The organism is Cupriavidus sp. 207A1 (assembly GCF_057798955.1).
In genome coordinates this window covers 177,754-201,840 of the sequence record NZ_JBYOJO010000011.1, presented here as the reverse complement: position 1 = coordinate 201,840, position 24,087 = coordinate 177,754, and the positions used below count along the sequence as shown (strand labels likewise).

Annotated in this window: 19 protein-coding genes; 7 read left to right on the top strand and 12 right to left on the bottom strand. The window is 69.7% G+C overall.

What is annotated here, in order from left to right:
• Positions 1–15 precede the first annotated feature (15 nt).
• Together AC3FMM_RS20800 and AC3FMM_RS20795 are read left to right on the top strand one after the other, a co-directional pair.
• Entirely contained in the window at positions 16–2,868 is a 2,853-nt protein-coding gene (locus AC3FMM_RS20800) for a M16 family metallopeptidase (protein WP_116313742.1), read from the top strand.
• A gap of 184 nt (positions 2,869–3,052) precedes the next feature.
• Positions 3,053–3,427 (top strand): PHA-granule associated protein 4, encoded by a 375-nt coding sequence (locus AC3FMM_RS20795; protein WP_115682045.1) that lies wholly within the window; start codon positions 3,053–3,055, stop codon positions 3,425–3,427.
• A 111-nt stretch (positions 3,428–3,538) separates the two neighbouring features.
• Here the strand turns inward: AC3FMM_RS20795 and AC3FMM_RS20790 are convergent, their stop codons facing one another.
• The 3 genes from AC3FMM_RS20790 to AC3FMM_RS20780 form a co-directional block, all read right to left on the bottom strand.
• Entirely contained in the window at positions 3,539–4,111 is a 573-nt protein-coding gene (locus tag AC3FMM_RS20790) for a hypothetical protein (protein WP_115682046.1), read from the bottom strand.
• A gap of 30 nt (positions 4,112–4,141) precedes the next feature.
• On the bottom strand, positions 4,142–5,299 hold the full coding sequence (locus tag AC3FMM_RS20785; protein ID WP_115699299.1) for an acyl-CoA dehydrogenase family protein: 1,158 nt from the start codon (positions 5,297–5,299) through the stop codon (positions 4,142–4,144).
• Positions 5,300–5,427: 128 nt separating this feature from the next.
• On the bottom strand, positions 5,428–7,221 hold the full coding sequence (locus AC3FMM_RS20780) for an OPT/YSL family transporter (RefSeq protein ID WP_488687388.1): 1,794 nt from the start codon (positions 7,219–7,221) through the stop codon (positions 5,428–5,430).
• Positions 7,222–7,412: 191 nt separating this feature from the next.
• Between AC3FMM_RS20780 and AC3FMM_RS20775 the strand changes: the two genes are divergently transcribed.
• Genes AC3FMM_RS20775 through AC3FMM_RS20765 form a run of 3 tightly spaced genes read left to right on the top strand, consistent with a single transcriptional unit; the run spans position 7,413 to position 9,785 of the window.
• The gene (locus AC3FMM_RS20775) at positions 7,413–9,101 is read left to right on the top strand and encodes an FAD-dependent oxidoreductase (RefSeq protein WP_414249258.1); all 1,689 of its coding nucleotides are present in this window, start codon (positions 7,413–7,415) and stop codon (positions 9,099–9,101) included.
• A complete protein-coding gene (locus AC3FMM_RS20770; RefSeq protein WP_414249257.1) occupies positions 9,091–9,315 on the top strand; it encodes a hypothetical protein in 225 nt (74 codons plus the stop codon). Before AC3FMM_RS20775 ends, AC3FMM_RS20770 begins: the two co-directional genes overlap by 11 nt.
• On the top strand, positions 9,312–9,785 hold the full coding sequence (locus tag AC3FMM_RS20765) for a MarR family winged helix-turn-helix transcriptional regulator (RefSeq protein ID WP_414249256.1): 474 nt from the start codon (positions 9,312–9,314) through the stop codon (positions 9,783–9,785). Before AC3FMM_RS20770 ends, AC3FMM_RS20765 begins: the two co-directional genes overlap by 4 nt.
• Positions 9,786–9,789: 4 nt before the next feature.
• Here AC3FMM_RS20765 and AC3FMM_RS20760 read toward each other — a convergent pair whose 3' ends face one another.
• From AC3FMM_RS20760 to zwf, 6 genes are all read right to left on the bottom strand, one after another.
• Complete coding sequence (locus AC3FMM_RS20760; protein WP_115682052.1) at positions 9,790–10,245, bottom strand: YccF domain-containing protein; 456 nt, start codon at positions 10,243–10,245, stop codon at positions 9,790–9,792.
• Between the two features lie 358 nt (positions 10,246–10,603).
• On the bottom strand, positions 10,604–11,929 hold the full coding sequence (locus AC3FMM_RS20755) for a sensor histidine kinase (RefSeq protein ID WP_488687387.1): 1,326 nt from the start codon (positions 11,927–11,929) through the stop codon (positions 10,604–10,606).
• The gene (locus AC3FMM_RS20750; RefSeq protein WP_326346294.1) at positions 11,929–12,642 is read right to left on the bottom strand and encodes a response regulator transcription factor; all 714 of its coding nucleotides are present in this window, start codon (positions 12,640–12,642) and stop codon (positions 11,929–11,931) included. Before AC3FMM_RS20750 ends, AC3FMM_RS20755 begins: the two co-directional genes overlap by 1 nt.
• A 2-nt stretch (positions 12,643–12,644) precedes the next feature.
• Positions 12,645–13,658, bottom strand: a complete 1,014-nt coding sequence (gene glk, locus AC3FMM_RS20745; RefSeq protein WP_488687386.1) for a glucokinase — start codon at positions 13,656–13,658, stop codon at positions 12,645–12,647.
• Positions 13,659–13,703: 45 nt separating this feature from the next.
• A complete protein-coding gene (gene pgl / locus AC3FMM_RS20740; RefSeq protein ID WP_488687385.1) occupies positions 13,704–14,384 on the bottom strand; it encodes a 6-phosphogluconolactonase in 681 nt (226 codons plus the stop codon).
• Positions 14,385–14,418: 34 nt separating this feature from the next.
• Positions 14,419–15,876: a glucose-6-phosphate dehydrogenase gene (gene zwf / locus AC3FMM_RS20735; protein ID WP_115682058.1), complete on the bottom strand. Its 1,458-nt coding sequence runs from the start codon at positions 15,874–15,876 to the stop codon at positions 14,419–14,421.
• A 217-nt stretch (positions 15,877–16,093) separates the two neighbouring features.
• Here zwf and edd point away from each other — a divergent pair, with 217 nt between their 5' ends.
• Positions 16,094–17,941 carry a phosphogluconate dehydratase gene (gene edd, locus AC3FMM_RS20730; protein ID WP_116313736.1) on the top strand — a complete coding sequence of 616 codons (1,848 nt, stop codon included), beginning with the start codon at positions 16,094–16,096 and terminating at the stop codon, positions 17,939–17,941.
• Here the strand turns inward: edd and AC3FMM_RS20725 are convergent.
• The 3 genes from AC3FMM_RS20725 to AC3FMM_RS20715 form a co-directional block, all read right to left on the bottom strand.
• A complete protein-coding gene (locus AC3FMM_RS20725; protein ID WP_115714167.1) occupies positions 17,938–18,897 on the bottom strand; it encodes a mechanosensitive ion channel family protein in 960 nt (319 codons plus the stop codon). The two genes, edd and AC3FMM_RS20725, sit on opposite strands and share 4 nt — an antisense overlap.
• 316 nt (positions 18,898–19,213) lie before the next feature.
• Positions 19,214–20,092 (bottom strand): helix-turn-helix domain-containing protein, encoded by an 879-nt coding sequence (locus AC3FMM_RS20720; RefSeq protein ID WP_115714168.1) that lies wholly within the window; start codon positions 20,090–20,092, stop codon positions 19,214–19,216.
• Between the two features lie 181 nt (positions 20,093–20,273).
• On the bottom strand, positions 20,274–21,521 hold the full coding sequence (locus AC3FMM_RS20715; RefSeq protein ID WP_115682062.1) for an MFS transporter: 1,248 nt from the start codon (positions 21,519–21,521) through the stop codon (positions 20,274–20,276).
• Between the two features lie 321 nt (positions 21,522–21,842).
• On the opposite strand from AC3FMM_RS20715, the gene AC3FMM_RS20710 reads away from it, so the two are divergent.
• Positions 21,843–24,020, top strand: a complete 2,178-nt coding sequence (locus AC3FMM_RS20710; RefSeq protein ID WP_488687384.1) for a TonB-dependent receptor family protein — start codon at positions 21,843–21,845, stop codon at positions 24,018–24,020.
• Positions 24,021–24,087: the final 67 nt, after the last annotated feature.

The window sequence follows — 24,087 nt, the reverse complement described above, 5'->3', positions numbered from 1 at the left end:
CCCATCGGAGACCCCATGCGCCGCACCGCCCTGCACCTGTCACTGCTTGCCACGCTGGCCTGCCCCCCGGCGTTGGCGCAGCCTTCGGCAGCGCCGGTACAGGCAGTGCAGGCGACGCAGGTGGCATCGGTCGAAGGCATTACCGAACACCGCCTGCCCAACGGCCTGCGCATCGTGCTGGCGCCCGATGCCGCCAAGGCCACCACCACGGTCAACATCACCTACCTGGTCGGCAGCCGCCACGAAAACTACGGCGAGACCGGCATGGCGCACCTGCTCGAGCACCTGCTGTTCAAGGGCACGCCGTCGCTGCCGGGCAAGACCATCCCGGGCGAGTTCGCGCGGCGCGGCATGAGCGTCAACGGCACCACCGCGCAGGACCGTACCAACTACTTCGAGACCTTCACCGCCAGCGACGACAACCTCGACTGGGCGCTGCGCATGGAGGCCGACCGCATGGTCAACAGCGTGATCGCGCGCGCCGACCTCGACAGCGAGATGACGGTGGTGCGCAACGAGATGGAGATGGGCGAGAACAGCCCCGGACGCATGCTGATGCAGCAGACCATGGCCGCCGCCTACCGCTGGCACAACTACGGCAAGGCCCCGATCGGCGCGCGCAGCGACGTGGAGAACGTCAGCCTCGACAACCTGCGCGCGTTCTACCGCCGCTATTACCAGCCCGACAACGCGGTGCTGGTGGTGGCGGGCAAGTTCGATCCCGCCGCCACGCTGGCGCGCATCGAGCGCTATTTCGGGCCGATTCCGCGCCCGCAGCGCGTGCTGCCGCCGGAGCCCACCGTCGAGCCCGCGCAGGAAGGCGCGCGCGAACTGGTAGTGATGCGCCCCGGCGACACCCGCCTGGTGGCCGCGCAATACCATGTCAGCCCCGGCGCGCACCCCGACACCACCGCGCTGTCGCTGCTGACCATCATCCTGGGCGACACCCCCGGCGGCCGGTTGTACAAGGCGCTGGTGGAGCGCGGCCAGGCTACGTCGATCGGCAGCGCGTTCTATGCGATGAAGGACCCCGGCGCGCTGCTGTTCATGGCGCAGGCGTCGAAAGACCAGCCGCTCGCGGCCGCGCGTGCCGGCCTGATCACGCAGATCGAGGGCTTTGCCGAGGCGCCCGTGACCGAGGCCGAACTGGAGCGTGCGCGCGTGCGCATGCGCAACGCCTACGAGCAGTACATGAACGACCCCGGCGCGCTGGGGATTGCCCTTTCCGAGGCCATCGCCAAGGGCGACTGGCGCCTGTTCTTCCTGGCGCGCGACCGCATCGAGACCACCACCCTGGCCGACGTGCAGCGCGTGGCGCTGAACTACTTCCAGGCCTCGAACCGCACCCTGGGCGTGTTCCTGCCGGCCGAGCAACCGCAGCGCGCGCAAGTGCCGGAGGTGCCCGACATCGCGGCCATGGTCAAGGGCTACCAGGGCCGGCCGGCGTTGCCCGCGGTGGCGGCATTCGATCCCAGTCCCGCCAACATCGAAGCCCATACCACGCGCCAGACGCTCGCCAACGGCATGCAGCTGGCGCTGCTGCCCAAGCCCGCGCGCGGCGAAGTGGTGCACGGCGTGCTGGTGCTGCGCATGGGCGGCGCGCACAGCCTGCAGGGGCTGACCACGGTGGGCGCGCTGACCGCCGCGATGCTCCGCCGCGGCAGCGCCGGCATGGACCGCCAGCAGATCGCCGACCGCATCGAGGCCCTGCGCGCGCGCGTGGGCATCTCGGGCGGCTCCGAGCAGGTGTCGGTCAGCTTCGAGACGCGCCGCGCGCATCTGCCCGAGCTGCTGGCGCTGTTGCGCGACCTGTTGCGCGCGCCGACCTTCCCCGAAGCCGAGTTCGAGACCCTGCGCCAGACCAGCATCGCGGAGCTCGAAAGCGTGCAGCGCGAGCCCGGCGTGCTGGCTGCCAATGCGCTGGGCCGGCACGGCGACCCCTACCCCGCGGGCGACCCGCGCCACGCGCGCACCATCGCCGAGAATATCGCCGACCTGCGCGCGGCCACGCTGGCGCAGGTGCGCGACTTCCATGCGCGCTTCTACGGCACGAGCCATGCGCAGCTGAGCCTGGTGGGCGATTTCGATGGCGCGGCTGCCGCCGCGCAGGCGGCCGCGTTGTTTGGCGACTGGACCGCGCCGCAGCCCTATGCGCGCGTCGAGCGGCCGTTCGTGCCGATCCCGGCCGCCGAGTTCACGCTGCCCACGCCGGGCAAGGCGAACGCCGTGTACCTGGCCACCGCCCCGATCGACCTGACCAATGATGCGCCTGACTACGCGCTGATGATGATTGCCAACCGCGTACTGGGCGGTGCCAGCCTGCGCAGCCGGCTGGCGGACCGGCTGCGCCAGCGCGAAGGCATGAGCTATGGCGCCAGCAGCTGGGTGCAGGTGGGCGCGCTCGACCGCGCCGGCCGCTTCGGCGTGCGCGCGCAATATGCGCCGCAGAGCCTGGCGCGGGTACAGCGCGCCGTCAGCGAGGAACTGGAGCGGCTGGTGCGCGACGGCATTACCGCGCAGGAACTGGCCGAGGCCGTCAGCGGCCTGCTGCAGCAGGGCATGGTCAGCCGCAGCAACGACGCCGCGCTGGCCGGCGCGCTGGCCAGCCAGCTCTACCTGGGCCGCACCATGGCCTTTACCGCTGAACTCGAGCAACGCCTGCGCGACGCCACCACGGAAGCGGTCAACGCCGCCATCCGCCGCTATATGCAACCTGGCACGCTGTCGCGCGCCTATGCCGGCGACTTCGCCGGCGCAGCGGCGCAGGGCGCGGCAACCGGCCAGGCGGCGGGCACGCCCGCCAGCACGTCGACCGGTCCGACCGCCGGCGGCAACGAAGCCGGCGACACGCCGCCCGCGCGCCTCTGACATGCCCCTGAAATACATCGGCAACCATACTCGCCGGGCGGTGGCGCCATCCGCGAGCGCGGGCGACCCGGCGTCTTTGCGGCGATGGTGCGCGGCTGGTCCGATGCGCGCCGCGCCAGGGGCCTTGCCCCGACCCCGGGTTGACTGTATATTCGTACAGTATAAGTCGATACAAGAGGTGTGGATGTCAATCGTGCGAGCTGGCAGCAAGGCAGAAGCGCTCAGGCTTCTGGCCTCCGAAGGCGTGCTGGCGCTTGAGCTGGACTACGAGACCGGATGGCAGGACGCCGTCGAACTCGGCAGGCTCGGAGAAAAGCGCGGTATCAAGGTGCAGTATCGCGGACAAGAAAGCATCGCCGTCCGTTCCCGCGAAGCCCTGATCGAAGGGCTGGCCAAACCCAAGGGCACATTCCGTCAACGCAATCTCTATTGCCAGTTCGATCTTGGCACGCTGGCGGACCATGAACTGCTCGACCTCGAAGCCAAGGCCACGCGGCTCGGGGACTATATTCTCGCCGGCCACCTGCTGCGCGAGGTCGATGGCGTGTGGCCGCAGTAAGCGGCCTAAGCTACGTAAGCGCGCCTGCGATCACCAGAAAATAAGGAAGCCGCCCTGCAGGCGGCTTCCGTTACGTTGCGCCGGTCACGCCGGTCACGCCAATCACGCGGATCAATGCCAGAGCCGGGTCGCGTTGGCCCAGCGCGCCGCGCATGACTGCGCCACCGGCGCGTCGATGATGTCGTTGGCGGCATCGTCGGCCGGTGTCGCCGCGGCAGTCTCCAGCGCGGTGCGCCACAGCACCGCCGACACCAGCGTCTTGCACTGGCGGCGCTCGCCATGCGCCAGCGCCAGCAGGCGCTCGTAGCCGTCGATCACGATCAGGCGGTCGCCATGGCGCGGCTGCAGCGTAAGCGTGAACAGGTGGTCGCACTCGCACTGCATGCTACCGCCGCTGACCGCCACCACGATGGCACCGGGCAAGGCGATGCCGCTGTCCTGCACCTTGGTACGCAACCGCGCCAGGTGCGCCTGCACGCGCGGGTCCGGGGCGGCGCCGACGCTGGCCGCCATCTGTGCCGGCAGCGCGGAGAGCGCCATCAGCTCGGCCGGCGATACCGCCAGCGTGTACGCCTGCAGCGTGGGGCGATAGGTCGCCACCACCGCGCGCAGCCGGTGCGGCGCGCCGTCATCATGTCCTGCCTGCGGCGCACCGTCGCGCCCGCGATACTGCATCGTGTCCATGTCGACTCCTGCCACGCGGGCCGTTGGGGGTCAGTCGCGCAGCAGATGCTTGGCGATGATCATCTGCTGGATCTGCGTGGTGCCTTCATACAGGCGCAGCAGGCGCACATCGCGGTAGAAGCGTTCGGCCTTGTACTCGGCGATATAGCCGGCGCCGCCGTGGATCTGCACCGCGCGGTCCGCGACGCGGCCCACCATCTCGGTACAGAACATCTTGGTGCACGAAGCCAGCATGCTGACTTCCGGATCGCTCTTGCCGGCGGGCTTGGCATCGTAGCGCTGCGCGCAATCGCGCACCATCGACAGGCCCGCGTAGAGCTCGGCCTGGCTGTCGGCCAGCATCGCCTGGATCAGCTGGAAGTCGCCGATCGGGCGGCCAAACTGCTTGCGCTCCTTGGCATACGCCACGGCGTCGGTGATGAGCCGGTGCGCCATGCCGCAGGCCAAAGCCGACAGGTGCAGGCGGCCGCGGTCCAGCACCTTCATGGCGGTCTTGAAGCCCACCCCCGGTACGCCGCCGATGATGTTGGCGGCCGGCACGCGCACGTTCTCGAGCACCACGTCGCAGGTCTTGGTGCCGCGCTGGCCCATCTTCTTGTCGGGCTTGCCCAGCGAGATGCCCGGGGTGTCGGCCGGCACGATGAACGACGAGATGCCCGCGGCGCCCGGGCCGCCGGTGCGGGCCATCAGCGTGAACGCGCCCGCGCGCGGCGCATTGGTGATGAAGCGCTTGGTGCCGTTGATGACATAGTGGTCGCCGTCCAGCTCGGCCCGGGTCTGCAGCGAGGCCGCGTCGGAGCCGGCGTTCGGCTCGGTCAGCGCGAACGAGATGATCATCTCGCCGCTGGCGATGCGCGGCAGGTACTGCTGCTTCTGTTCCTCGGTGCCATCCATCAGGATGCCCTGCGAACCGATGCCGACGTTGGTGCCGAATACCGAGCGGAAGGCGAACGCGGTATGGCCGAGGTCATAGACCACATCGCATTCCTGCGACATCGACAGGCCGATGCCGCCGTAGTTCTCGGGGATGGAGATGCCAAACAGCCCCATCTCCTTCATGTCGGCGACGATCTCGGCGGGCACGTCGTCGGTTTCCTCCAGCGTGTCTTCGGCGGGCTTCAGGCGTTCGTCGATGAAGCGCTGCACCGAGGCGCGCAGCAGGGCAAAGGATTCTTGGTCTAGGGCCATGGTGATTCTCCGGGTCAAGCCAGTACGTCAGTCTGGCCGCCTATGGTACGCCGGTGGCGGGATTTGACAATCCACTGGATCTTGGACAGAAGCGTCAACAAAATTTGACAATCAGCCGCCCCGACCTCTCAGCTGACGGAGAGCAGGCCGGCCATGCCGATGCCCAGCGCCGCCAGTGCGTCGCCGGCAATCAAGCCCCCGCCAAGCAGCGACGCGGTGTTCATGTCGCGCGGCAAGCCTTGCCCGCGCGTCCCGCGCGCGCCGACTGCGGCGCCCACGCTGGCCAGCACACCGCCTGCCGCCATCCATGCCGCCGCCGTCAGGTTGACGAAACCGCCGAACGACGACGCATAAGGCGAGGGCAGGATCACGGCATCAAGCACGAAATCCGCCGCCTGCCCGCCTCGTCCGGAACGCGCATAGCGCTGCCACGCAGGGTGGCCGAGGATGGCGCGGCGCAACAGCGCCGTGGCCAGCCCGATCAGCAGTCCCGCTCCGACCGCCAGATACTGGCCGGTCCGGTCCTGCGACAAGCCATGGAGCACGCCCACGATCTTGTAGGTCATGGCCGAGGTCCAGCGCGCCGGCTGCTGGTCGGCCGGCAGGCTGGTCTGGTCCAGCGCCAGCACCGGATAGGCCTGCAGGAACAGGCGCGCCATCGCCACCGCGACCAGTGCGCCGACCACGATGCCCGCCACCTGGTAGCCGAACTGCACCATGCGGTCGCTGCCCAGGCGCCAGCCGGTGGAGCGGTCCTGCTGCATGTCGCTGGCTTCGGCGGTGGCCACCAGCAGCACCGTGGCGGCGATCAGGCCGACTTCGGGCGCGCGCAGGCCGGCGGCCGCCATCAGGATCACCGACAGCACGAATGCCGATGAAATCGGATTCTGGTCGACCATCCCGACCGAGATGCCGTTGACCAGCGCGAACACCAGCGCCAGCAGCACGGCAATCAGCTGGAAGGCCAGCGGCTGCCCGAACCACAGCACGCCCGCCGCCACGGTGGCCGCACCCCACAGCAGCGCCCACGCCGCCACCCAGCCCATGCCCGGCCCGCGCCGCGGCGCGGGCGGTTGCGGCTGGCGCCGTGCCCGCCAGCGCCGGCATGCCTGCACCGACAACTGCGCCAGCAACTGCGCCAGGTCGACCACGGCCGCGCCCATGATCATGCCGAGCGCCACCAGGAATGTGGCCTTGCGGTAGGGCTCGCCCCGCGCGAGCCAGCCGGCGTCGACGAACCATGGCGTCATGGCCCATCCGGCCAGCCCGCCCACCAGCGCGGCGACGCCCACGCGCGCGCCGACGATCATGCCGGCGCCGAAGGTGGCAGCGGACAGGTCCAGCACGGCCAGCCCCGGCACGCGCCCGGCCCCAAGCCCGCTGGCCAGGCCCAGCGCCATACCGCCGCCGAGGCGCGCCACCGAGCGCCGCAACAGCACCGGGTCGGTCAGCGCGCGCAGGATGTTGGCCACCGCCAGCCCCGACGGAAAGGTCAGCTGCATGCGGTCCACCAGCAACGGCGTGTACAGCATGCCCACGCCCACCCCGAACATGCCGATGCACAGCAGGTACAGCAGCAGTTGCCACAGCGGCGGCTGCGCCATGCCCAGCCACGCCATCGCCTGCAGTACCACCGCCATGCCGCCCATGCCCGCCACCGACGCCGCCGCGGTCTGGATGTAGTTGGCGCCATGGCGGCCGGATGCGCCATAGCCGGCCGTCACCACCGAGCCCAGGATGCCCGCCAGCACCTGTCCGCCAACAAAGAACCCCAGCGAGAAATTCATGTACGCCGCGGCGACGCCACCCAGCGGCCCCAGCACCAGCATGCCGGCCGCACCCAGCATCAGGTGGTATCGCCAGCTGCCGGGCGATGGCAGCCAGGCCACGCGCGGCGCGGCATCGGAGGGCAGGACGGGCATGGCGCGGCCCCTTCAGCAGTGTGCCTGTTGCGAAGCATAGGCGAAGCACAGGGGAAGGAGCGCGGCGGCGGCGGCTGGTTTGCGCTACCGCAGTGCCGGCCGTGGCCGGAGGGGTTTACACTAGTTTCGCACGCAACTATATGGCCGATATAGTTGCGCCCACAACCATCTTGCACAAACTATCGCCCGTCATGCCAGATCCCCACGCGCCTCACCTGCCGGTGCCGCCCGCACCACCGCCCGATTCGTCCCGTCCCTGGCCGCAGCGCATCCCGGTGCTGATTGCCGGCGGCGGCCCGGTCGGCCTGACGCTGGCCGCACTGCTGGCGCGCCAGGGCATTGCCACGCTGGTGGTGGAAGCCGACGACGGCTACTGCGCCGGCAGCCGCGCGATCTGCATGGCGCGGCGCTCGCTCGAAATCCTGGGCTGGGCCGGCGCCGACCGGGCCACGGTAGCAACCGGCCTGCCGTGGGTCGGCGGGCGCAGCTACTACCGCGATACGCAAGTGCTGCATTTCCAGATGCCGAGCGAGCCGGGCGAGCGCTTTGCGCCGATGGTCAATATCCAGCAGTACTACCTGGAGGCCTTCGCCCACGATGCTGCGCTGCGCGGCGCGTCGCCCGCCGACGTGCGCTTCGGCGCGCGCCTGCGGACGCTGCGCCAGCACCCCGGCGGCGTGGTCGCCGAGATCGAGACCGGCGACGGCGCGGTGGAGATCGATGCGCAATGGCTGGTGGCGTGCGACGGCGGACGCAGCACGGTGCGCGAGCAACTGGGCCTGCGCATGGAAGGCACGCAGTACGAAGGCCGCTACGTGATCGTCGACATCGTTCAGAAAACCCGGCGCGAGGTGGAGCGGCTGGCCTGGTTCGACCCGCCCTCCAATCCCGGCTCGACCCTGCTGATGCACCGGCAGCCCGACGATGTCTGGCGCATCGACTACCAGATCCGCGACGACGAAGATCCCGACGAGGCGATCAGGCCCGAGAACGTGCTGCCGCGCGTGCAGAGCCACCTCGACATGATCGGCGAGACCGAGCCGTGGCGGCCGCTGTGGATCTCGATGTACAACGCCAAGTGCCTGACCCTGCAGGATTACCGCCATGGCCGCGTCATGTTCGCTGGCGACGCCGCGCACCTGGTGCCGATCTTCGGCGTGCGCGGGCTCAATTCGGGGCTGGACGATGCCGGCAACCTGGCCTGGAAGCTGGCCTGGGTGCTGCGCGGCCAGGCCGGCGACAGCCTGCTCGACACCTACTCCGCCGAGCGCCTGCACGCCACGCGCCAGAACCTTGCCTACGGCGCCAAGAGCACCGAGTTCATGGCGCCGCCCGACTTCGCCTTCAAGCTGATGCGCGAGGCCACGCTGCGGCTGGCGCCATCCGAGCCGGCGGTGCGTTCGCTGGTCAATCCGCGCCAGTCGGCACCGATTGCCTATGTCGATTCGGCGCTGAACGGTCCCAGCGACTTCGGCGACGACTGCCCGGGCGCGGCACCAGGCGTGCCCGCGCCGGAGTTGCGCGTGGACGGGCCGGACGGCATCCGGCATCTGACGCAATGCTTCGGGCAGCGCTTCACGCTGCTCTGGTTCCGGCATGGCGCCGCTCGGCCGGCGCTGCCCGAACCGCTGGCCGCGCTCGTACAGGAATATCCACAAGCCCTGCAAGCGTACCAGGTGGTCACCGGCGCCCCGACCGGCGCCGCCGCGCTGGCCGACGTCGACGGCCAGGCCCACGCCCGCTATGGTGCCAGCCCTGGCACCCTGTATCTCATCCGTCCCGATGGCTATGTGCTGGCACGCTGGCGCGAACCGTCATGGGACGCCGTGCGCGCCACCCTCGCCCCCCTGCTGCAGACCGGAACCCGCCATGCAAGCTGAAGAACTCGACCAGGCCTATACCCGATTGTGCGAAGCCATGGGCCGCACCGGCGAAGCGCGTGCGCCGCTGTTGCTGGCGATGGTGTGCCTGGGCCTGATGAGCCGGCAGCAAGCGCTGGCGCCGGTGATGGCGCTGATAGACGAGGCCGAGGCACGCAGCCGGCAAGGCCATGGCGGCTCTACAATGCCGACGCCCGAAACGGAAACGCCATGAAGCCACTGCCACGCCTCGAACAGTTCCTGACCTACCGCCTGCACCAGGTCAACAAGCTCAGCGACAAGGACAGCGCCGCCGCCTACCTGGAGCAATGCGGGCTGCTGCTCAGCGAGGGGCGTTGCCTGGCGGCGATCGGGGCCTTCGCGCCGCTGTCGGTCAACGCCCTGGCGCAGCGCGCCAACCTGACCAAGGGCCAGGCGAGCCGCTCGGCACAGGCGCTGGTGGCGCGCGGGCTGGTCAGCAAGGAAGCCAGCGCGGCCGACGGGCGCGGCGTGGTGCTGTCGCTGACCCCGCAAGGCAAGCCGCTGTACCGGCAGGCGATCGCCATGATCGCCCGGCGCAATGAGGAGATCTTCGGTTGCCTGAGCGAAGCCGAGCAGGCGCTGCTGGGCAGCCTGCTCGACCGGCTGGTGGCGCACGCCGGCCAGCAGGACGCGGAAGGCCACGACGACGACGCGGACGCCTGAGCGCTCAGCGGCGCAGGTTGTCCACCTGCGCGCGGGCGCCGTCGCGGCGCGCGGCGTCCGCCATCTCGTTGCTGACCACGGTCTGTCCGATCGGTGCCAGCGCAATGCCGGCCAGCTTCAGGTGCTGGATCGCGAACGGGATGCCGATGATGGTCACGAAGTTGGCGAGCGCCGCCATGACATGGCCGATGGCCAGCCACACGCCGGCAACGACAAACCACAGCACATTGCCCACCAGCCCGAGCGCTCCGGTGCCGACATCGTCGCGCCCGGTCAGTTCGCGCCGGCTGATGGCCTGCTTGCCGAACGGAAAGAAGGTGAAGCTGCCGATCACGAAGCAGGCCTTGCCCCAGGGAATGCCGATGATCGAGATAAAGGCCAGCAGCCCTGCCAGCCACCAGGCCAGGCCCATCACCACGCCGCCAAGGATGAACCAGAGGAAGTTGCCGATCGCGCGCATGCTGTCGTTGCACCAGTGAGGAGAGGAACACGCATGATACGCAATGGCGTCGCGCCGGCATGGCGCTGAACGGCCTGCGCCGTAAAAGCGTACCCGTTTCTGCGTGCCGCGGCGGGTCCAGTCAAAGCCATGCCGCGGCGCCTTCGGGTCGGCAATAACGCATGATTTAGCTGCGTAGCCAGCGCACGCAACCGCGTCGCATTCCCGGCCTGCGGGCGCAAAGCGTACCCATTTCTGCGTGTCGATCGATGGGTTGTCGTTTTTGGCAAGCCTTGCGCAGGGCAGAAGACCAACTGGATTTGCGCTCCCGCTTCAGCCAGTTGCGCAGCGCGCAGGCCGCAATGTTTGCTGACGCGGGCTAAGCCGGAAACACCACCCTGACCCGCAACCCCGGCCCGGCATCCTCCAGCACCACCCGCGCGCCATGCGACTGCGCGATCTCGGCGACGATGGCGAGGCCCAGGCCGCTGCCGCCGGTCGGCGCATCGGCGACGCGATAGAAGCGGTCGAACACGCGCGCGCGCTCTGCGGCGGGGATGCCCGGGCCGTTGTCGCTGACCACCAGTTCCACGCTACGGCCGTCGGCACTGCGCCGCACCGCGACGTCGATGCGGCCGCCGGCGGGGATGTATGCGAGCGCATTGTCCAGCAGGTTGGTCAGCAGGATGCGCAACGCATCGGCGTCGCCGCGTACCACGGCGGGGGTAGTGTCGGCGCTGCCGTCCAGGCCCAGGTCGATGTCGCGATCGAGCGCGGCCTGGGCCATCTCGGCGACCACGGCCGCGGCCAGTTGATGCAGTTCCACCGGTTCGTGCGGGGGCACGGCCGCGCCCGGTTCCTGCCGCGCCAGCGTCAGCAGCTGGGTCACCAGGTGGGTCAGCCGCTCCAGCCCCTGGCGCAGCTTGGCGATGGCTTCGTCGCGCGCGGCGCCGTCGTCGGCACGCTCGACCAGTTGTGCCTGCAGCTGCAGCGCGGTCAGCGGCGTGCGCAGCGCGTGCGCGGCATCGGCGACGAAGGCGCGCTGGGTGTCGATGGCATGCGAGAGCCGCGCCAGCAGCTGGTTCAGCGCCGCGCTCAGCGGCGCGATCTCGTCGGGCATCGGGCGCACCGCCAGCGGCGCCAGCGCGTTGGCATCGCGCGCGCGCACCTCGGTGGCGATCTCGCGCAGCGGCCGCAGGCCGCGGCCCACCGCCATCCACACCAGCCAGCCCAGCAGCGGCAGCAACAGCAGCAGCGGCGCCACCGTGCGCAGCGCCATGCGCGCGGCCAGCGTGCGGCGCGCGCTCATCGGCTGCGCGATCTGCACCACGGCGGGCCCCAGCTGCATGCTGTACAGGCGCCATTCGCCCTGCTGCGTGGTCACGTTGGCGAACCCCAGCTCGGCGCGCGCTGGCAGTGCCGGATGCGAGTGCGACAGGTAAAGGCTGCGCCCGGAGCCGTCCCAGATATGGATCACCACATCCTCGTCGGCGTGCGCGAGGTCGCCGGGCGCGCCGACGAAGGGCGGCGCCACCGGGTTGGGAAACTGGCTCGGCAGCGCCGCGGCCATCTGCTTCATCTGGTAGTCGAACAGCGCGTTGGCCTCCTGCCGCGCCTGCCCGTAGATCAGCGCGGTGGCGATGGCGATCCCGGCTATCAGGCCGGCCGCCAGCCAGGCCAGCAGCGTTCGCTGGATCGAGCGCATCAGCTGCCCTCCTCCTCGCCATCGGCCGCTGCTTCGCTGTCGAGGCGCGGCACCACATAGCCCACGCCGCGGATATTGCGGATCAGCGCCGCGCCGAACTTCTTGCGCAGCGCGTGGATGTAGACCTCGACGGTATTGCTGCCGACCTCGTCGTCCCAGCCATAGAGCCGCTCCTGCAGCTGCGGCACTGACCACACTTTGCCCGGGCGCGCCATCAGCGCCGACAGCAGCGCAAATTCGCGCGCCGACAGCCGCACCGGTTCGCCGCGGCAGGTGGCTTCGCGCGTGGCGGGGTTGAGCACGATGTCGCCGTAGGTGACCAGCGGTTCAGCACGCCCGGCGGCGCGGCGTGCCAGCGCGTGCATGCGCGCGGCCAGCTCCTGCAGGTCGAAGGGCTTGACCAGGTAATCATCGGCGCCGGCATTGAGCCCCGCGACACGGTCGGCGACGGCGTCGCGCGCGGTCAGGATCAGCACCGGCGTGGGCACGCCGCGCGCCCGCAGCGCGCGCAGCACCTCCAGGCCGGGGCGGCGCGGCAGCCCCAGGTCGAGCAGGATCAGGTCGTAGCACGCCTGGCCGTCCGCGGCGGTGCTGGCCGCGGCCAGGCCCGCATCGCCGTCGCGCACCCAATCGACGGCAAAGCCTTCCTGGCGCAGCGCCAGCTTGACGCTCTCGCCGATCATGGCATCGTCTTCGACCAGCAGCACGCGCATGGCTAACCGTTCCCGCCCGCGCCGCCGAGGCGTTCGGCCAGCGCCTGCGCCAGCCCCGCCAACGCCGGATGGCTGGCGGTGATGACATGGACCGGCACCGCCTCGAGCCAGCCGCGCATGCGACCCTTGGCGACAAAGCGCTCGGCGAATACCGAGTCCCGCAGCGCCGGCACGAAGCGCGGCAGGATGCCGCCGCCCAGATAAACGCCGCCGCGCGCACCGATCACCAGCGCGATATCGGCCGCGACCGAGCCCAGCAGTCCGAAGAACACCGCCATGGCGCGCTGGCACAGCGGGTCGTTGCGCTCGAACGCGCCTGCGGTGACCTGCGCCGGCTGCAGCGGCGCCAGCAAAAGCGTACCCGTTTCTGCGGCCAGCGCGGCATGGATATGCGACAGGCCGCTGCCGCTCAGCAGCCGCTCGGCCGAGACCCGGCCGACGTTGCGATGGGCCGCGCGCCACGCGATCCATTCGTCGTCGGTGTCCGGCATCAGCTCGATATGGCCGCCTTCGCCGGCCAGCGCCACGGCCTGCCCGCCCGGCGCCGGCACCAGTCCCGAAACGCCCAGGCCGGTGCCGGGCCCGACCAGCGCCAGCGGCGCGGTGCGCACCGCGGTGCCGGCGCGCACCTGCGCCAGCCCGTCGGCGGGCAGGTGCGGCAGCGCCAGCGCCAGCGCGGTGAAGTCGTTGATCGCCACCAGCGTCTGCAGCCCGAGCGCGCGCCGCATGCCGTCGATCGAGAAGGTCCAGTTGTGGTTGGTCAGCCGGACCCGGTCGCCGGTCACCGGATTGGCCAGGCCGATCGCGGCGTGATGCGGCGTGGGCTGGCCGGAGCCGGCGAGGCCGTCGAGGTACTGGCGCAGCGCCGCCTCCAGCGACGGAAAATCCGCCACCTTCAGCGCCGTCACCGGCCCGATCCGCATGGGCGCGGTCTCCAGCGCAAAGCGCACGTTGGTGCCGCCTACATCGCCGAGCAGGCGCGGGAAGTCAGCGGAGAAGGATGCGGTAGTGGCCATGGCAGCGGATCTCGTTCCTTGCGCAAAGGTGGGCAAGCGGGGCGGTCAGGTCTTGAACACGTCAAACCCGTGCCGGTGCCGCGACAGCACCAGGCTCACCGGCAACGACGGCGTGGGGCCCTGCAGCGCGCGCTCCAGCACCGCGGCCTTGGCCGCGCCGGAGACGGACAGGAACACGCGCTCGGCGGCCAGCAGCGCGGCCAGGTTCAGCGTGATGCGCGCATGCCGCGCCACCGACGGATGGGTGATGGCGTAGCCCGGCTGCGGCTCGCTCAGCGCGCTCTGCAGTTCGGGCGCATCGGGGAACAGCGAGGCGGTATGGCCGTCCTCGCCCATGCCCAGCACCACCACGTCGGGCTGGCGGAACGCGGCGTTGGCGCGCGCCACCGCCTGTGCGGGCGCGGCGGCGTCGTGCGCGTCGGCAATCAGCGGCACGAAGGCGGCGCTGGCCGCGGCCTCGCGCAGCAGGTGGGCGCGCACCAGTGCGGCGTTGCTGTCGGCGTGGTCGGGCGGCACCACGCGTTCGTCGACCAGCGTGATCGTCACCGCGTCCCAGCGCACGTGCCGGTGGCGCAGCCGCTCGAACATCGCCACCGGCGAGCGCCCGCCCGAGACCGCCAGCACCGCCCAGCCCTTGACGCGCACGGCGAGCTCCAGCGCATTGCCGATCGAGATCGCCAGGGCCTCGGCCTGGTCCATCGGCGTGGGATGTTCAAACAGGCGCATGGCGGCTTCCTTTACAGGGGTGCGAGCCCATGGCTCAGGCTTCCTCGTGCCACAGGCCGCCATCGCGCGACATCAGCGCCGACGACGCCGCCGGCCCCCAGGTGCCGGCGGTATAGGGCTTGGGCGGAACCGTGCTGGCTTCCCAGGTGTCGATGATCGGCTCGACCCAGCGCCACGCCTGCACCTGCTCGTCGCGGCGCACGAACAGGCCCAGCCGGCCGCGGATCACGTCCAGCAGCAGCCGTTCATAGGCGCCGGCGCGGCGCACCTTGAACGAGTTGGCGAAGTCGAGGTCGAGCGAGGTGGGCGTCAGTTCCAGCGTATCGCCGGGCTGCTTGACCAGGCAGTACAGGCGGATGCTTTCCTCGGGCTGCAGCTGGATCACCAGCCGGTTCTGCGGCGACTGCGTCAGCGGCCGCGGGAAGATCGCGTGCGGCACGTCGCGGAAGTGGATCACGATCTCGGCCACGCGCGACTGCATGCGCTTGCCGGTGCGCAGGTAGAACGGCACGCCTTCCCAGCGCCAGTTGGCGATCTCGGCCTTGATCGCGACAAAGGTCTCGGTACGGCTGTCCGGCGCGATGCCTTCTTCCTCCAGGTAGCCGGGCACCGGCTTGCCGCCGATCGCGCCGGCGCGGTACTGGCCGCGCACGGTCTTCTCGGCCACGTCCTGCGGCGTGATCGGCCTGAGCGCCTTCAGGATCTTGATCTTCTCGTCGCGGATGGCGTCTTCGCTCAAGCTGGCCGGGGGCTCCATCGCCACCATGCACAGCAGCTGCAGCAGGTGGTTCTGCACCATGTCGCGCAGCGCGCCGGTGCGGTCGTAGAAGTCGCCGCGCGTTTCCACGCCGAGTTCTTCGGCAATGGTGATCTGCACGTCCTGCACCCACTCGCGGCGCCACAGCGGCTCGAACAGCGCGTTGCCGAAGCGGATCGCCATCAGGTTCTGCACCGACTCCTTGCCCAGGTAATGGTCGATGCGGTAGATCTGCTCTTCGGCAAAGAATTTCGCCACCGCGGAGTTGATGGCCTCGTTCGATTCCAGGTCATGGCCCAGCGGCTTTTCCAGCACGATGCGCACGTTGGGCGCGTGGCGCGTGTTCAGGCCGGTGCGCGCCAGCTGCTCGCAGATCGACACGAACAGGTGCGGCGCGGTGGCGAGATAGCACACCACCACCTCGGGCTTGCGCGACAGCAGCTGCTCGGCCAGCGCATCGAAATGCGCCGGCACGCGTGCATCGGCCTGCACGTAGACGATGCGTGCGCAGAACCTGTCCCATGACTCGGGCGGCGCATGGGCCAGCGCGGGCCGCACGCTCTGTTCCAGCGAGGCGATGTAGTCCGCGCTCGACATCGGCTGGCTGCCGGTGGCGAGGATGCGTGCGGCCGGATGCAGCAGCCCCGCGTGGTGCGCATCGAACAGGGACGGCAGCAGCTTGCGCCGCGCCAGGTCGCCGGTGCCGCCAAACAGCACCATGTCGAAATCAGGCATGCTCACCCTGCGCTCCTTGAGGATTCGAGTTGTCGCGGCCAGCGCGCGATGGCCGGCCGGGTAGCGGCCAGTTTACGTGAGTCGCTACGGCTTGGCGAGGCAAGCGTACCCATTTCTGCGTGGTTGGCGTAGGCCGGGGGCGGGCCATCAAGCACCCTCCGCCGTGCAGGCCCCGGCAAAGTACGCTAGGCTGAAAGCTCCCCCGCAGGAGAACCCCATGCCACGTCATCCAGTGCTCGAGCGGGTCACCGCCCGCATCGTCTCCCGCAGCACCGCCTCGCGCCAGGCGTATCTTGACCGCACCCGCGCCATGGCCGGGCAGAAGGTCGAACGCGCGCAGCTTTCCTGTACCAACCTCGCCCACGCGGTGGCCGCCATGCCGGACGCCGCCAAAATCCGGCTGAAGGCCGACGAGCGGCCCAACCTGGCCATCGTCTCGGCCTACAACGACATGCTGTCCGCGCACCAGCCGCTGGCCGCGTTCCCGCAATGGCTCAAGGAAGCCGCGCTCGACGCCGGCGGCACCGCGCAGTTTGCCGGCGGCACGCCGGCGATGTGCGACGGCGTCACGCAGGGCCAGGACGGCATGGACCTGTCGCTGTTCTCGCGCGACGTGATCGCGCTGGCCACGGCGGTGGCGCTGTCGCACCAGATGTTCGATGGCGCGCTGTACCTGGGCGTGTGCGACAAGATCGTGCCCGGGCTGGTGATGGGGGCGCTGTCCTTCGGCCATTTGCCCGCGGTGTTCGTGCCGGGCGGGCCGATGACCACCGGCATCAGCAACGACGAGAAGGCGCATACCCGGCAGCTCTACGCCGAAGGCAAGATCGGCCGCAAGGAGCTGCTCGAGGCCGAGACCCGCTCCTACCACGGACCGGGCACCTGCACCTTCTACGGCACCGCCAACTCCAACCAGATGCTGATGGAAATGATGGGCCTGCATCTTCCTGGCACGGCCTTCGTCAATCCCAACACGCCGCTGCGCGAAGCGCTGACGCGCGAGGCCGCGCGCCAGGCGCTGAAGCTGGTGCACGGCGGCGAGCGCTATACGCCGGTGGCCGAGGTGCTGGACGAGCGCGCCTTCGTCAACGGCATCGTCGGGCTGCTGGCCACCGGCGGCTCGACCAACCACACGCTGCACCTGATCGCGATGGCGCGGGTGGCCGGCATCGTGCTGAGCTGGGACGATTTCGACGAACTGTCGGCAGTGGTGCCGCTGCTGGCGCGCGTGTACCCGAACGGCAAGGCCGACGTGAACCAGTTCCAGGCCGCCGGCGGGCTGCCGGTGGTGATCCGCGGCCTGCTCGCACTCGGTCTGCTGCACGACGACGTCACCACCATCGTCGGCCAGGGCCTGCAAGACTACACGCGCGAGCCGGTGCTGCGCGACGGCCAGCTGACGTGGATCGATGGCCCGGCCGCGCCGCTCGATGACAGCATCGTGCGCGCCGCCGACGCGCCCTTTGCGCCGGACGGCGGCATCAAGCTGCTCGACGGCAAGCTGGGCCGCGCGGTGATCAAGACCTCGGCGGTCAAGCCCGAGCACCAGGTGGTGCAGGCGCCGGCGATCGTGTTCGAGCATCAGGACGATGTGCTGCACGCTTTCAAGCGCGGCGAGCTGGAACGCGACTTCATTGCGGTGCTGCCGTGGCAGGGCCCGGCGTCGTGCGGCATGCCGGAGCTGCACAAGCTCACGCCCACGTTGACGGTGCTGCAGGACCGAGGTTTCCATGTGGCGCTGGTGACGGACGGGCGCATGTCGGGCGCATCGGGCAAGGTCCCGGCCGCCATCCACGTCTGCCCGGAAGCGCTGCGCGGCGGCGCGATCGCGCGCGTGCGCAGCGGCGACATGATGCGCGTCGACGCGACCACGGGCACGCTCGACGTGCTGGTGCCCGACGACGAATGGCAGGCACGCACGCCAGCGCGCCCGGACCTGAGCGCCAATCGCCATGGCGTCGGCCGCGACCTGTTCGCGAGCTTCCGCCGCCAGGTCAGCACGGCCGAAAGCGGGGCCTGCACGCTGTTCTCGGACGAGGGCGAGGCGCAGGACGCGCGCGGCTAGCCCGGTTGGCGCGCGGGCTGGCGCGTCGGCTGGTGCGACGGCTGGTGCGACTGCGGCGCGGCCGGTCGCGAGGCTGCCGACGGCGCGCTGTCGGCCACCTTCACCACGCCCGGCACCGACGACGCGCCCGGCACGTGCAGCTCCTGGATCGGCACCGCCAGCTTGCTGCCGGCCTGCTCCAGCACCTGCTTGATGCGCTCGTAGAAGGCGAAGCGCACGTTCCAGTAATCGTCGTTCGAGGTCCAGTAGCGCACGTTCAGCGTAATGCCCTGCTGGGTGTAGTTGACCACCATGGTTTCGGGGGCGGGCTCGGCCAGCAGCCGCGGCTCGCGCGCCAGCATCGCGCGCAGCGCTTCCAGGCTGCGCTGCACGTCGCTGTCGAAGGTCACCGTGGCCTCGATGTCGGCGCGCCGCGTGGCGTTCTCGCTGTAATTCGTGATGGCGCTGCCCCACAGCTTGCCGTTGGGCACGCGCAGGCAGACGCCGTCGAAGGTGGTCAGCTCGGTCATGAAGAGCCCGGTCTCGCGCACGGTGCCGGCCACGCCCTGCGCGTCGATGTACTGGCCCACGCGAAACGGGCGCAGCAGCACCAGCATGATGCCGGCGGCAATGTTCTGCAGCGTGCCCTGCAGCGCCAGCCCGATCGCCAGGCCGGCGGCACCGAGCATGGCGATGATGCTGGCGGTCTGCACGCCGAACTGCGACAGCACCAGCACGATGGTCAGCACGCGCACCATCCACTGCAGCGCATTGGCCAGCAGCGGGCGCATGGTGGCGTCGACATGGGTGCGGGCCAGCGCAGCGCGCGCCGCAGTGCCGACGCGGCCCGACAGCCACCAGCCGATCATCAGGATCAGGATGGCCGCCAGGCAGTTCATGCCCTGGTTGATGCCGAAGCGGACCAGGTAGGACCAGCCCGCCTCAAGCTGGTCGGCATCGATGAAGTTGAGATCCATGGGAGCGGCTCCGTTTGCGGTTGTTGTAAGGTTGTCGACGGTGCTGGCCTGGGACGGCGATGCGTACCTGTTTCTGCGTGCCGTGCGATGCCCGGGCGGACTTGCCGGAACGCTGGACAGCGGTTCACGTTTGACAAATTGATGAGCATTGAACGCAAGATGTCAGACGATCACCGACAAAGCCGGAAACACGACACATATGAGGGGACAAGCGAAGCGGCAGCGGGTTCCCAGGACTCGGACGCGGATTTGTGTGCTGTGGGCGCCAGGCCTTGCGCTGCAACGGCTGGCGCCGGTCCGACCGCAACCAGAAAGGCTACGCGCCCGCGCGCCAGGCACCGGGTGTCATGCCGAACGCGGCCTGGAAACGACGGCTGAGATGGCTGGCCGAGGCAAACCCGGCGCGGGCGGCGACTTCATGCAGCGGGCGGCGCGGATCGGCCAGCAGCCGTTGCGCCCGCTCCAGGCGGGTCTGCAGCACCCACGCATGCGGCGGCATGCCGAACGACACCCGGAACATGCGCGCGAAGTGGAATTCCGACAGGCCCGCCAGCGCCGCCAGATCGCCCAGCGTCGGGTTGCTGTCGGGATGGCTTTCGATCCAGTCGCGCACGGTCCGCCGCGCCTGCGCGGACAAGCCACCGCGCCAGTCGGTCGGGGCGGCGCGGCCGGCGTGGTTCAGCACCAGGTGGCTGAGCGCCTCGTGCGCCAGCGCGTTGCCGGCCATGCGGGCCTCGGGCAAGCGCCAGTCGAGCGCGGCAAGATGCTGGCTCAGCGCATGCAGGCGCGGATCGTCGGCAAAGGTCAGGTCGCGCAAGGCCACCGAGCGCGGTTCGCGGTCGAGCAGGCGCACGCAGTGCCAGGCCAGGGTTTCGGGGCGGAAATACAGATGCAGGAAGCGCTGCGGACCGCCGACATGCCAGCGCGACTCATGGTCGGCCGGCAACAGGCACAGCCTGCCCGGGGCGCCTTTGTTGCCGGGCTGGTCGCGCCGGTAGGTAGCGTGGCCGCCCTGCAGGTAGACCGACATGGTGTGGTGGCCGGGCCGCGCATAGCCGGTGCTGTCGTTCCGGTTGCGCCACAGCGCCACGCCCAGGCCGTCGCCCAACGGGGCGGCGCGCTCCAGCGAAGCGCGCGAGCCGCTGAGCGCGGCGAACACCGCGTGGCGCTGGAGCGGATCGGTCGGCAAGGTCATGTGGCGCAAGGCGTGGCGGGATGCGGGCGGTGATGCGAGCGGCAACAGTCGGGCGCGACTTTCAGCGACGAAAGTTGGCGCGCGAGGCATCACTATACCGCCGTCAGCCCCGCCGCCGCGCACGCAGAAACGGGTACGCTCCGGGCATCGCCATGCAGGCCCGCACGCGCCATGCGGCCGTTCAGGCGGGATGTTCGTGCAGCTTGTCGCGCGCCGCCAGCGCCGGGAACAAACGCATCCACACCGCCACCACCAGCAGCGTGCCGACCCCGCCCAGGACCACCGCGCCCACCGGGCCGAACAGCGCGGCGGTGACGCCTGACTCGAACTCGCCCAGCTGGTTGGAAGCGCCGATAAACACCGAATTGACGGCGCCGACGCGCCCGCGCATGTCGTCGGGCGTATCGAGCTGGACCAGCGTGGATCTCACCACCACGCTGATCATGTCGGAAGCACCCAGCACAACCAGTGCCGCCATCGACAGCGGCAGCCAGGTCGAGACCCCGAACACCACCGTGGCGACGCCGAACACCGCCACCGCGGCGAACATCACGCGTCCGGCGCGCCGGTTCAGCGGATGGCGCGCCAGCCACAGCGCCATCGCCAACGCGCCGATGGCCGGCGACGAGCGCAGCAGCCCCAGCCCCCACGGTCCGGTATGCAGGATGTCGCGCGCGTAGATTGGCAACAGCGCCGCGGCGCCGCCCAGCAGCACCGCCACCATATCCAGCGAGATCGCGCCCAGCAGCACCGGGCGGCTGCGGATATAGGCGAAACCGGCAAAGACGGTGCGCACGCTGACCGGCGCGGTCAGCCGCTGCGCCGCCTGGCGCAGCGTGATGCCGCCCACCAGCAGCGCGGCGATCGCAAACAGCGTCGCGCTCAGCGTGTACACCACCCCCGGGCCGGCCACATAGGCGAAGCCGCCGATGGCCGGGCCGATGATGATGGCGGCCTGCCCCGCCGAGCTGGCCAGCGCCACCGCGCGCGGCAGCTGGCGCGGCGTGACCACGCTGGGCAGCAAGGCCTGCAGCGTGGGGTTCTCGAACGCGCGCGTGGCGCCGATCAGCGCGACGAAGACAAAGATGTGGTGGCTGTCGATCCAGCCGCCCAGGCTGGCGGCGGCCATGCCGGCGGCCAGCAGCGCCTCGAGCGACTGGCAGGTGCGCACGATGCGGCGCCGGTCGAAGCGGTCCGCCACGTGGCCCGACATCAGGATCAGCGCCACCGACGGCAGGAACTGCACCAGCCCGACCATGCCCAGCATCAGCGGGTCGCGCGTCAGGTCGTACATCTGCCAGCCCACCGCCACGGTAAAGATCTGGTAGCCGATGGTGGTGCACAGCCGCGCGAACCAGTAGCGGCGAAAGACGGAATCACGGAAGACGCTGTCCGGCTCGGCGGCCGGAACGGTGGCAGGGGAAGACATGGACGGGGCAGGAAGGGAGCGGAGCTTGCGCCCGGGAAGCGGGTTCGCCGTGCGCAAAGGGCAGATTCTAAAGCGTGCGTTTAATTGCTGCATGCAAATGCCCACGCCTGCACACCGGTTATTCGGAATGTGCGGAATGAAGCGCGAATCTTGCCTCTTTGTCAGCACAATGATGCAGAGACGCGACACGCGCTGGCGGCGCAACGCCGGGCTTCTCGCTTTTGAGAATCACTCGCATTTATAATCGCCGCCCATTGGCGCGACCGTCCGGACCATCGCTTCCGGCGCAGCGGGACGCGCCGCTCTCCCCAGGAACTCACCTTGCAGCCCGCTTTCCGCCTGACCGGGGGTGCCATCGGCGCCGCCCTGCTGTTTGCCCAGTTCGCCGCGATGCCGGCCCACGCCGCCGAACCGGTTTCCGCAACGCCCGCCACTGCCACCGCCGCCAATACCGAAGCCACGCTGAACACGGTCACCGTGGTGGGCAACTGGCTGGAAAACGCCAATGAGGCCAAGGTGTTGGAGCATCCGGGCGCACGTACCATCGTCGACCGCGAGACCTTCGCCGAAGCCGGCGCCAACAATGTGCGCGAAGTGCTGCGCCGCATTCCCGGCGTGCAGGTGCAGGAGAACAACGGCACCGGCGGCAGCGATGTCTCGCTCAACGTGGGCGTGCGCGGGCTGGCCTCGCGGCTGTCGCCGCGCTCGACCATCCTGATGGACGGCGTCCCGCTGGCGGTGGCGCCCTACGGCCAGCCACAGCTGTCGATGGCGCCGCTGTCGCTGGGCAACCTCGAGACCATCGACGTGGTGCGCGGCGCGGGCTCGGTGCGCTACGGCCCGCAGAACGTGGGCGGCATCATCAACTTCGTGACGCGCCCGATCCCCGCGACCTTCGCCGCCGATGCCTCGGTCTCGACCGACATCTACAGCCACGGCGGCAACGTCAAGACCAACCCGACCGCATTCATCGGCGGCACCAACGAGCAGGGGCTGGGCGGGGCGCTGCTGTACTCGGGCATCCACGGCAACGGCTACCGCGCCAGCAACGACCACGTCAATATCGACGACCTGCTGCTCAAGGGCGCGTACCGGATCTCGAAGACCGACTCGCTGAGCGCCGCCTTCCATTACTACGAAGGCACGGCCGGCATGCCCGGCGGCCTGACGCCGGCGCAGTACGCGGCCGACCCGTTCCAGTCGGTGCGCCCCTACGACAACTTCAGCGGGCGGCGCCACGACTTCAGCCTGAAATACAGCCACAACGACGCCGACCGCAAGTTCGAGGTGCTGACCTACTACACCGACAGCTTCCGCGGCAGCAATATCGAGCAGGAGGGCACCGGCGCGCAGGCCGGCCGGCGCCGCCTGACCGCGGCCCCGCGCAACTACCACACCTTTGCGATCGAGCCGCGCTACTCGCAGTTGTTCCGCGGCGACAGCATGAGCCATGAGGTCAGCGTCGGCTACCGCTTCCTGCGCGAAGCCAGCGACGAGCAGGCATCGCGCACCGCGTTCTATGTGCCGGGTTCTATCGATGCCACTACGCTGCCCTCGCCGGTCTACCAGTGGCGCACCGGCGGCACCACCGCCAACGCGGTCTATATCGACGACACCATCAACGTCGGCAACTGGACCATCACCCCCGGGCTGCGCTATGAGTTTATCCGCTCGTACGTGACCGACAACTTCAGCGGTGTGCGCCGCGACGTGTCTTCCAACGAGCCGCTGCCGTCGCTGGCGGTGATGTACCACGTCAGCGACCAGTGGAAGCTGTTCGCCAACGCCGGCGTGTCGTTCGGCCCGCTGCAGTATTTCCAGATCGCGCAGACCACCAACGGGCTGACGCCGGAAAAGGCCAAGACCTACGAGATCGGCACGCACTTCAACGCCAATGGCTGGGGCGGCGAGCTGACGCTGTTCAACATCGACTTCGACGACGAGCTGCAGCTGCGCGGCGGCACCGCCGGCGCGCCGGATGCATGGACCAACCTCGGCGCCACCACTCACCGCGGCGTGGAATCGTCGCTGCGCTATGACTTCGGCGCGCTCGACAAGTCTTTGATGGGCCTGTCGGCCTACGCCACCTACACCTACACCGAAGCCACCTACAACCAGGGCAACTTTGCCGGGCGCGACCTGCCGTTCTATTCTCGCCACGTGGCCACGGTGGGCATGCGCTACGCGCGCAACCGCTGGTCGTTCAATGTCGATGGGTTTGCGCAGTCCAAGCAGCATTCGCCGGGCGACCCGAGCAATTCGACCACCTACCAGACCGCGGAAAGCGCCAATGGCGCGCTGGGCGATATCCCGGGCTATGCGCTGATGAACCTGCGCGTGGGCTATGACTTCGGCAAGGCCGCGCAGAACCTGAAGCTGGCCGTGGGCGTGAAGAACGTGTTCGACAAGCGCTATTTCACCCGCTCGACCGACAACAATGCCGGCAAGTATGTGGGCATGCCGCGGACGTTCTATATCCAGGCATCACTGGCGTATTGATTGGCTGCAAAAGCGCCAGGCAAACCCTCAGAACAGCAAAACGGCTCGCCATGGCGAGCCGTTTTGC

Excerpts from the sequence above, each read along its gene's own strand:
- AC3FMM_RS20800 (WP_116313742.1), top strand. The coding sequence starts at position 16 with ATGCGCCGCACCGCCCTGCACCTGTCACTGCTTGCCACGCTGGCCTGC.
- AC3FMM_RS20795 (WP_115682045.1), top strand. The coding sequence starts at position 3,053 with ATGTCAATCGTGCGAGCTGGCAGCAAGGCAGAAGCGCTCAGGCTTCTG.
- AC3FMM_RS20790 (WP_115682046.1), bottom strand. The coding sequence starts at position 4,111 with ATGGACACGATGCAGTATCGCGGGCGCGACGGTGCGCCGCAGGCAGGA.
- AC3FMM_RS20785 (WP_115699299.1), bottom strand. The coding sequence starts at position 5,299 with ATGGCCCTAGACCAAGAATCCTTTGCCCTGCTGCGCGCCTCGGTGCAG.
- AC3FMM_RS20780 (WP_488687388.1), bottom strand. The coding sequence starts at position 7,221 with ATGCCCGTCCTGCCCTCCGATGCCGCGCCGCGCGTGGCCTGGCTGCCA.
- AC3FMM_RS20775 (WP_414249258.1), top strand. The coding sequence starts at position 7,413 with ATGCCAGATCCCCACGCGCCTCACCTGCCGGTGCCGCCCGCACCACCG.
- AC3FMM_RS20770 (WP_414249257.1), top strand. The coding sequence starts at position 9,091 with ATGCAAGCTGAAGAACTCGACCAGGCCTATACCCGATTGTGCGAAGCC.
- AC3FMM_RS20765 (WP_414249256.1), top strand. The coding sequence starts at position 9,312 with ATGAAGCCACTGCCACGCCTCGAACAGTTCCTGACCTACCGCCTGCAC.
- AC3FMM_RS20760 (WP_115682052.1), bottom strand. The coding sequence starts at position 10,245 with ATGCGCGCGATCGGCAACTTCCTCTGGTTCATCCTTGGCGGCGTGGTG.
- AC3FMM_RS20755 (WP_488687387.1), bottom strand. The coding sequence starts at position 11,929 with ATGCGCTCGATCCAGCGAACGCTGCTGGCCTGGCTGGCGGCCGGCCTG.
- AC3FMM_RS20750 (WP_326346294.1), bottom strand. The coding sequence starts at position 12,642 with ATGCGCGTGCTGCTGGTCGAAGACGATGCCATGATCGGCGAGAGCGTC.
- glk (WP_488687386.1), bottom strand. The coding sequence starts at position 13,658 with ATGGCCACTACCGCATCCTTCTCCGCTGACTTCCCGCGCCTGCTCGGC.
- pgl (WP_488687385.1), bottom strand. The coding sequence starts at position 14,384 with ATGCGCCTGTTTGAACATCCCACGCCGATGGACCAGGCCGAGGCCCTG.
- zwf (WP_115682058.1), bottom strand. The coding sequence starts at position 15,876 with ATGCCTGATTTCGACATGGTGCTGTTTGGCGGCACCGGCGACCTGGCG.
- edd (WP_116313736.1), top strand. The coding sequence starts at position 16,094 with ATGCCACGTCATCCAGTGCTCGAGCGGGTCACCGCCCGCATCGTCTCC.
- AC3FMM_RS20725 (WP_115714167.1), bottom strand. The coding sequence starts at position 18,897 with ATGGATCTCAACTTCATCGATGCCGACCAGCTTGAGGCGGGCTGGTCC.
- AC3FMM_RS20720 (WP_115714168.1), bottom strand. The coding sequence starts at position 20,092 with ATGACCTTGCCGACCGATCCGCTCCAGCGCCACGCGGTGTTCGCCGCG.
- AC3FMM_RS20715 (WP_115682062.1), bottom strand. The coding sequence starts at position 21,521 with ATGTCTTCCCCTGCCACCGTTCCGGCCGCCGAGCCGGACAGCGTCTTC.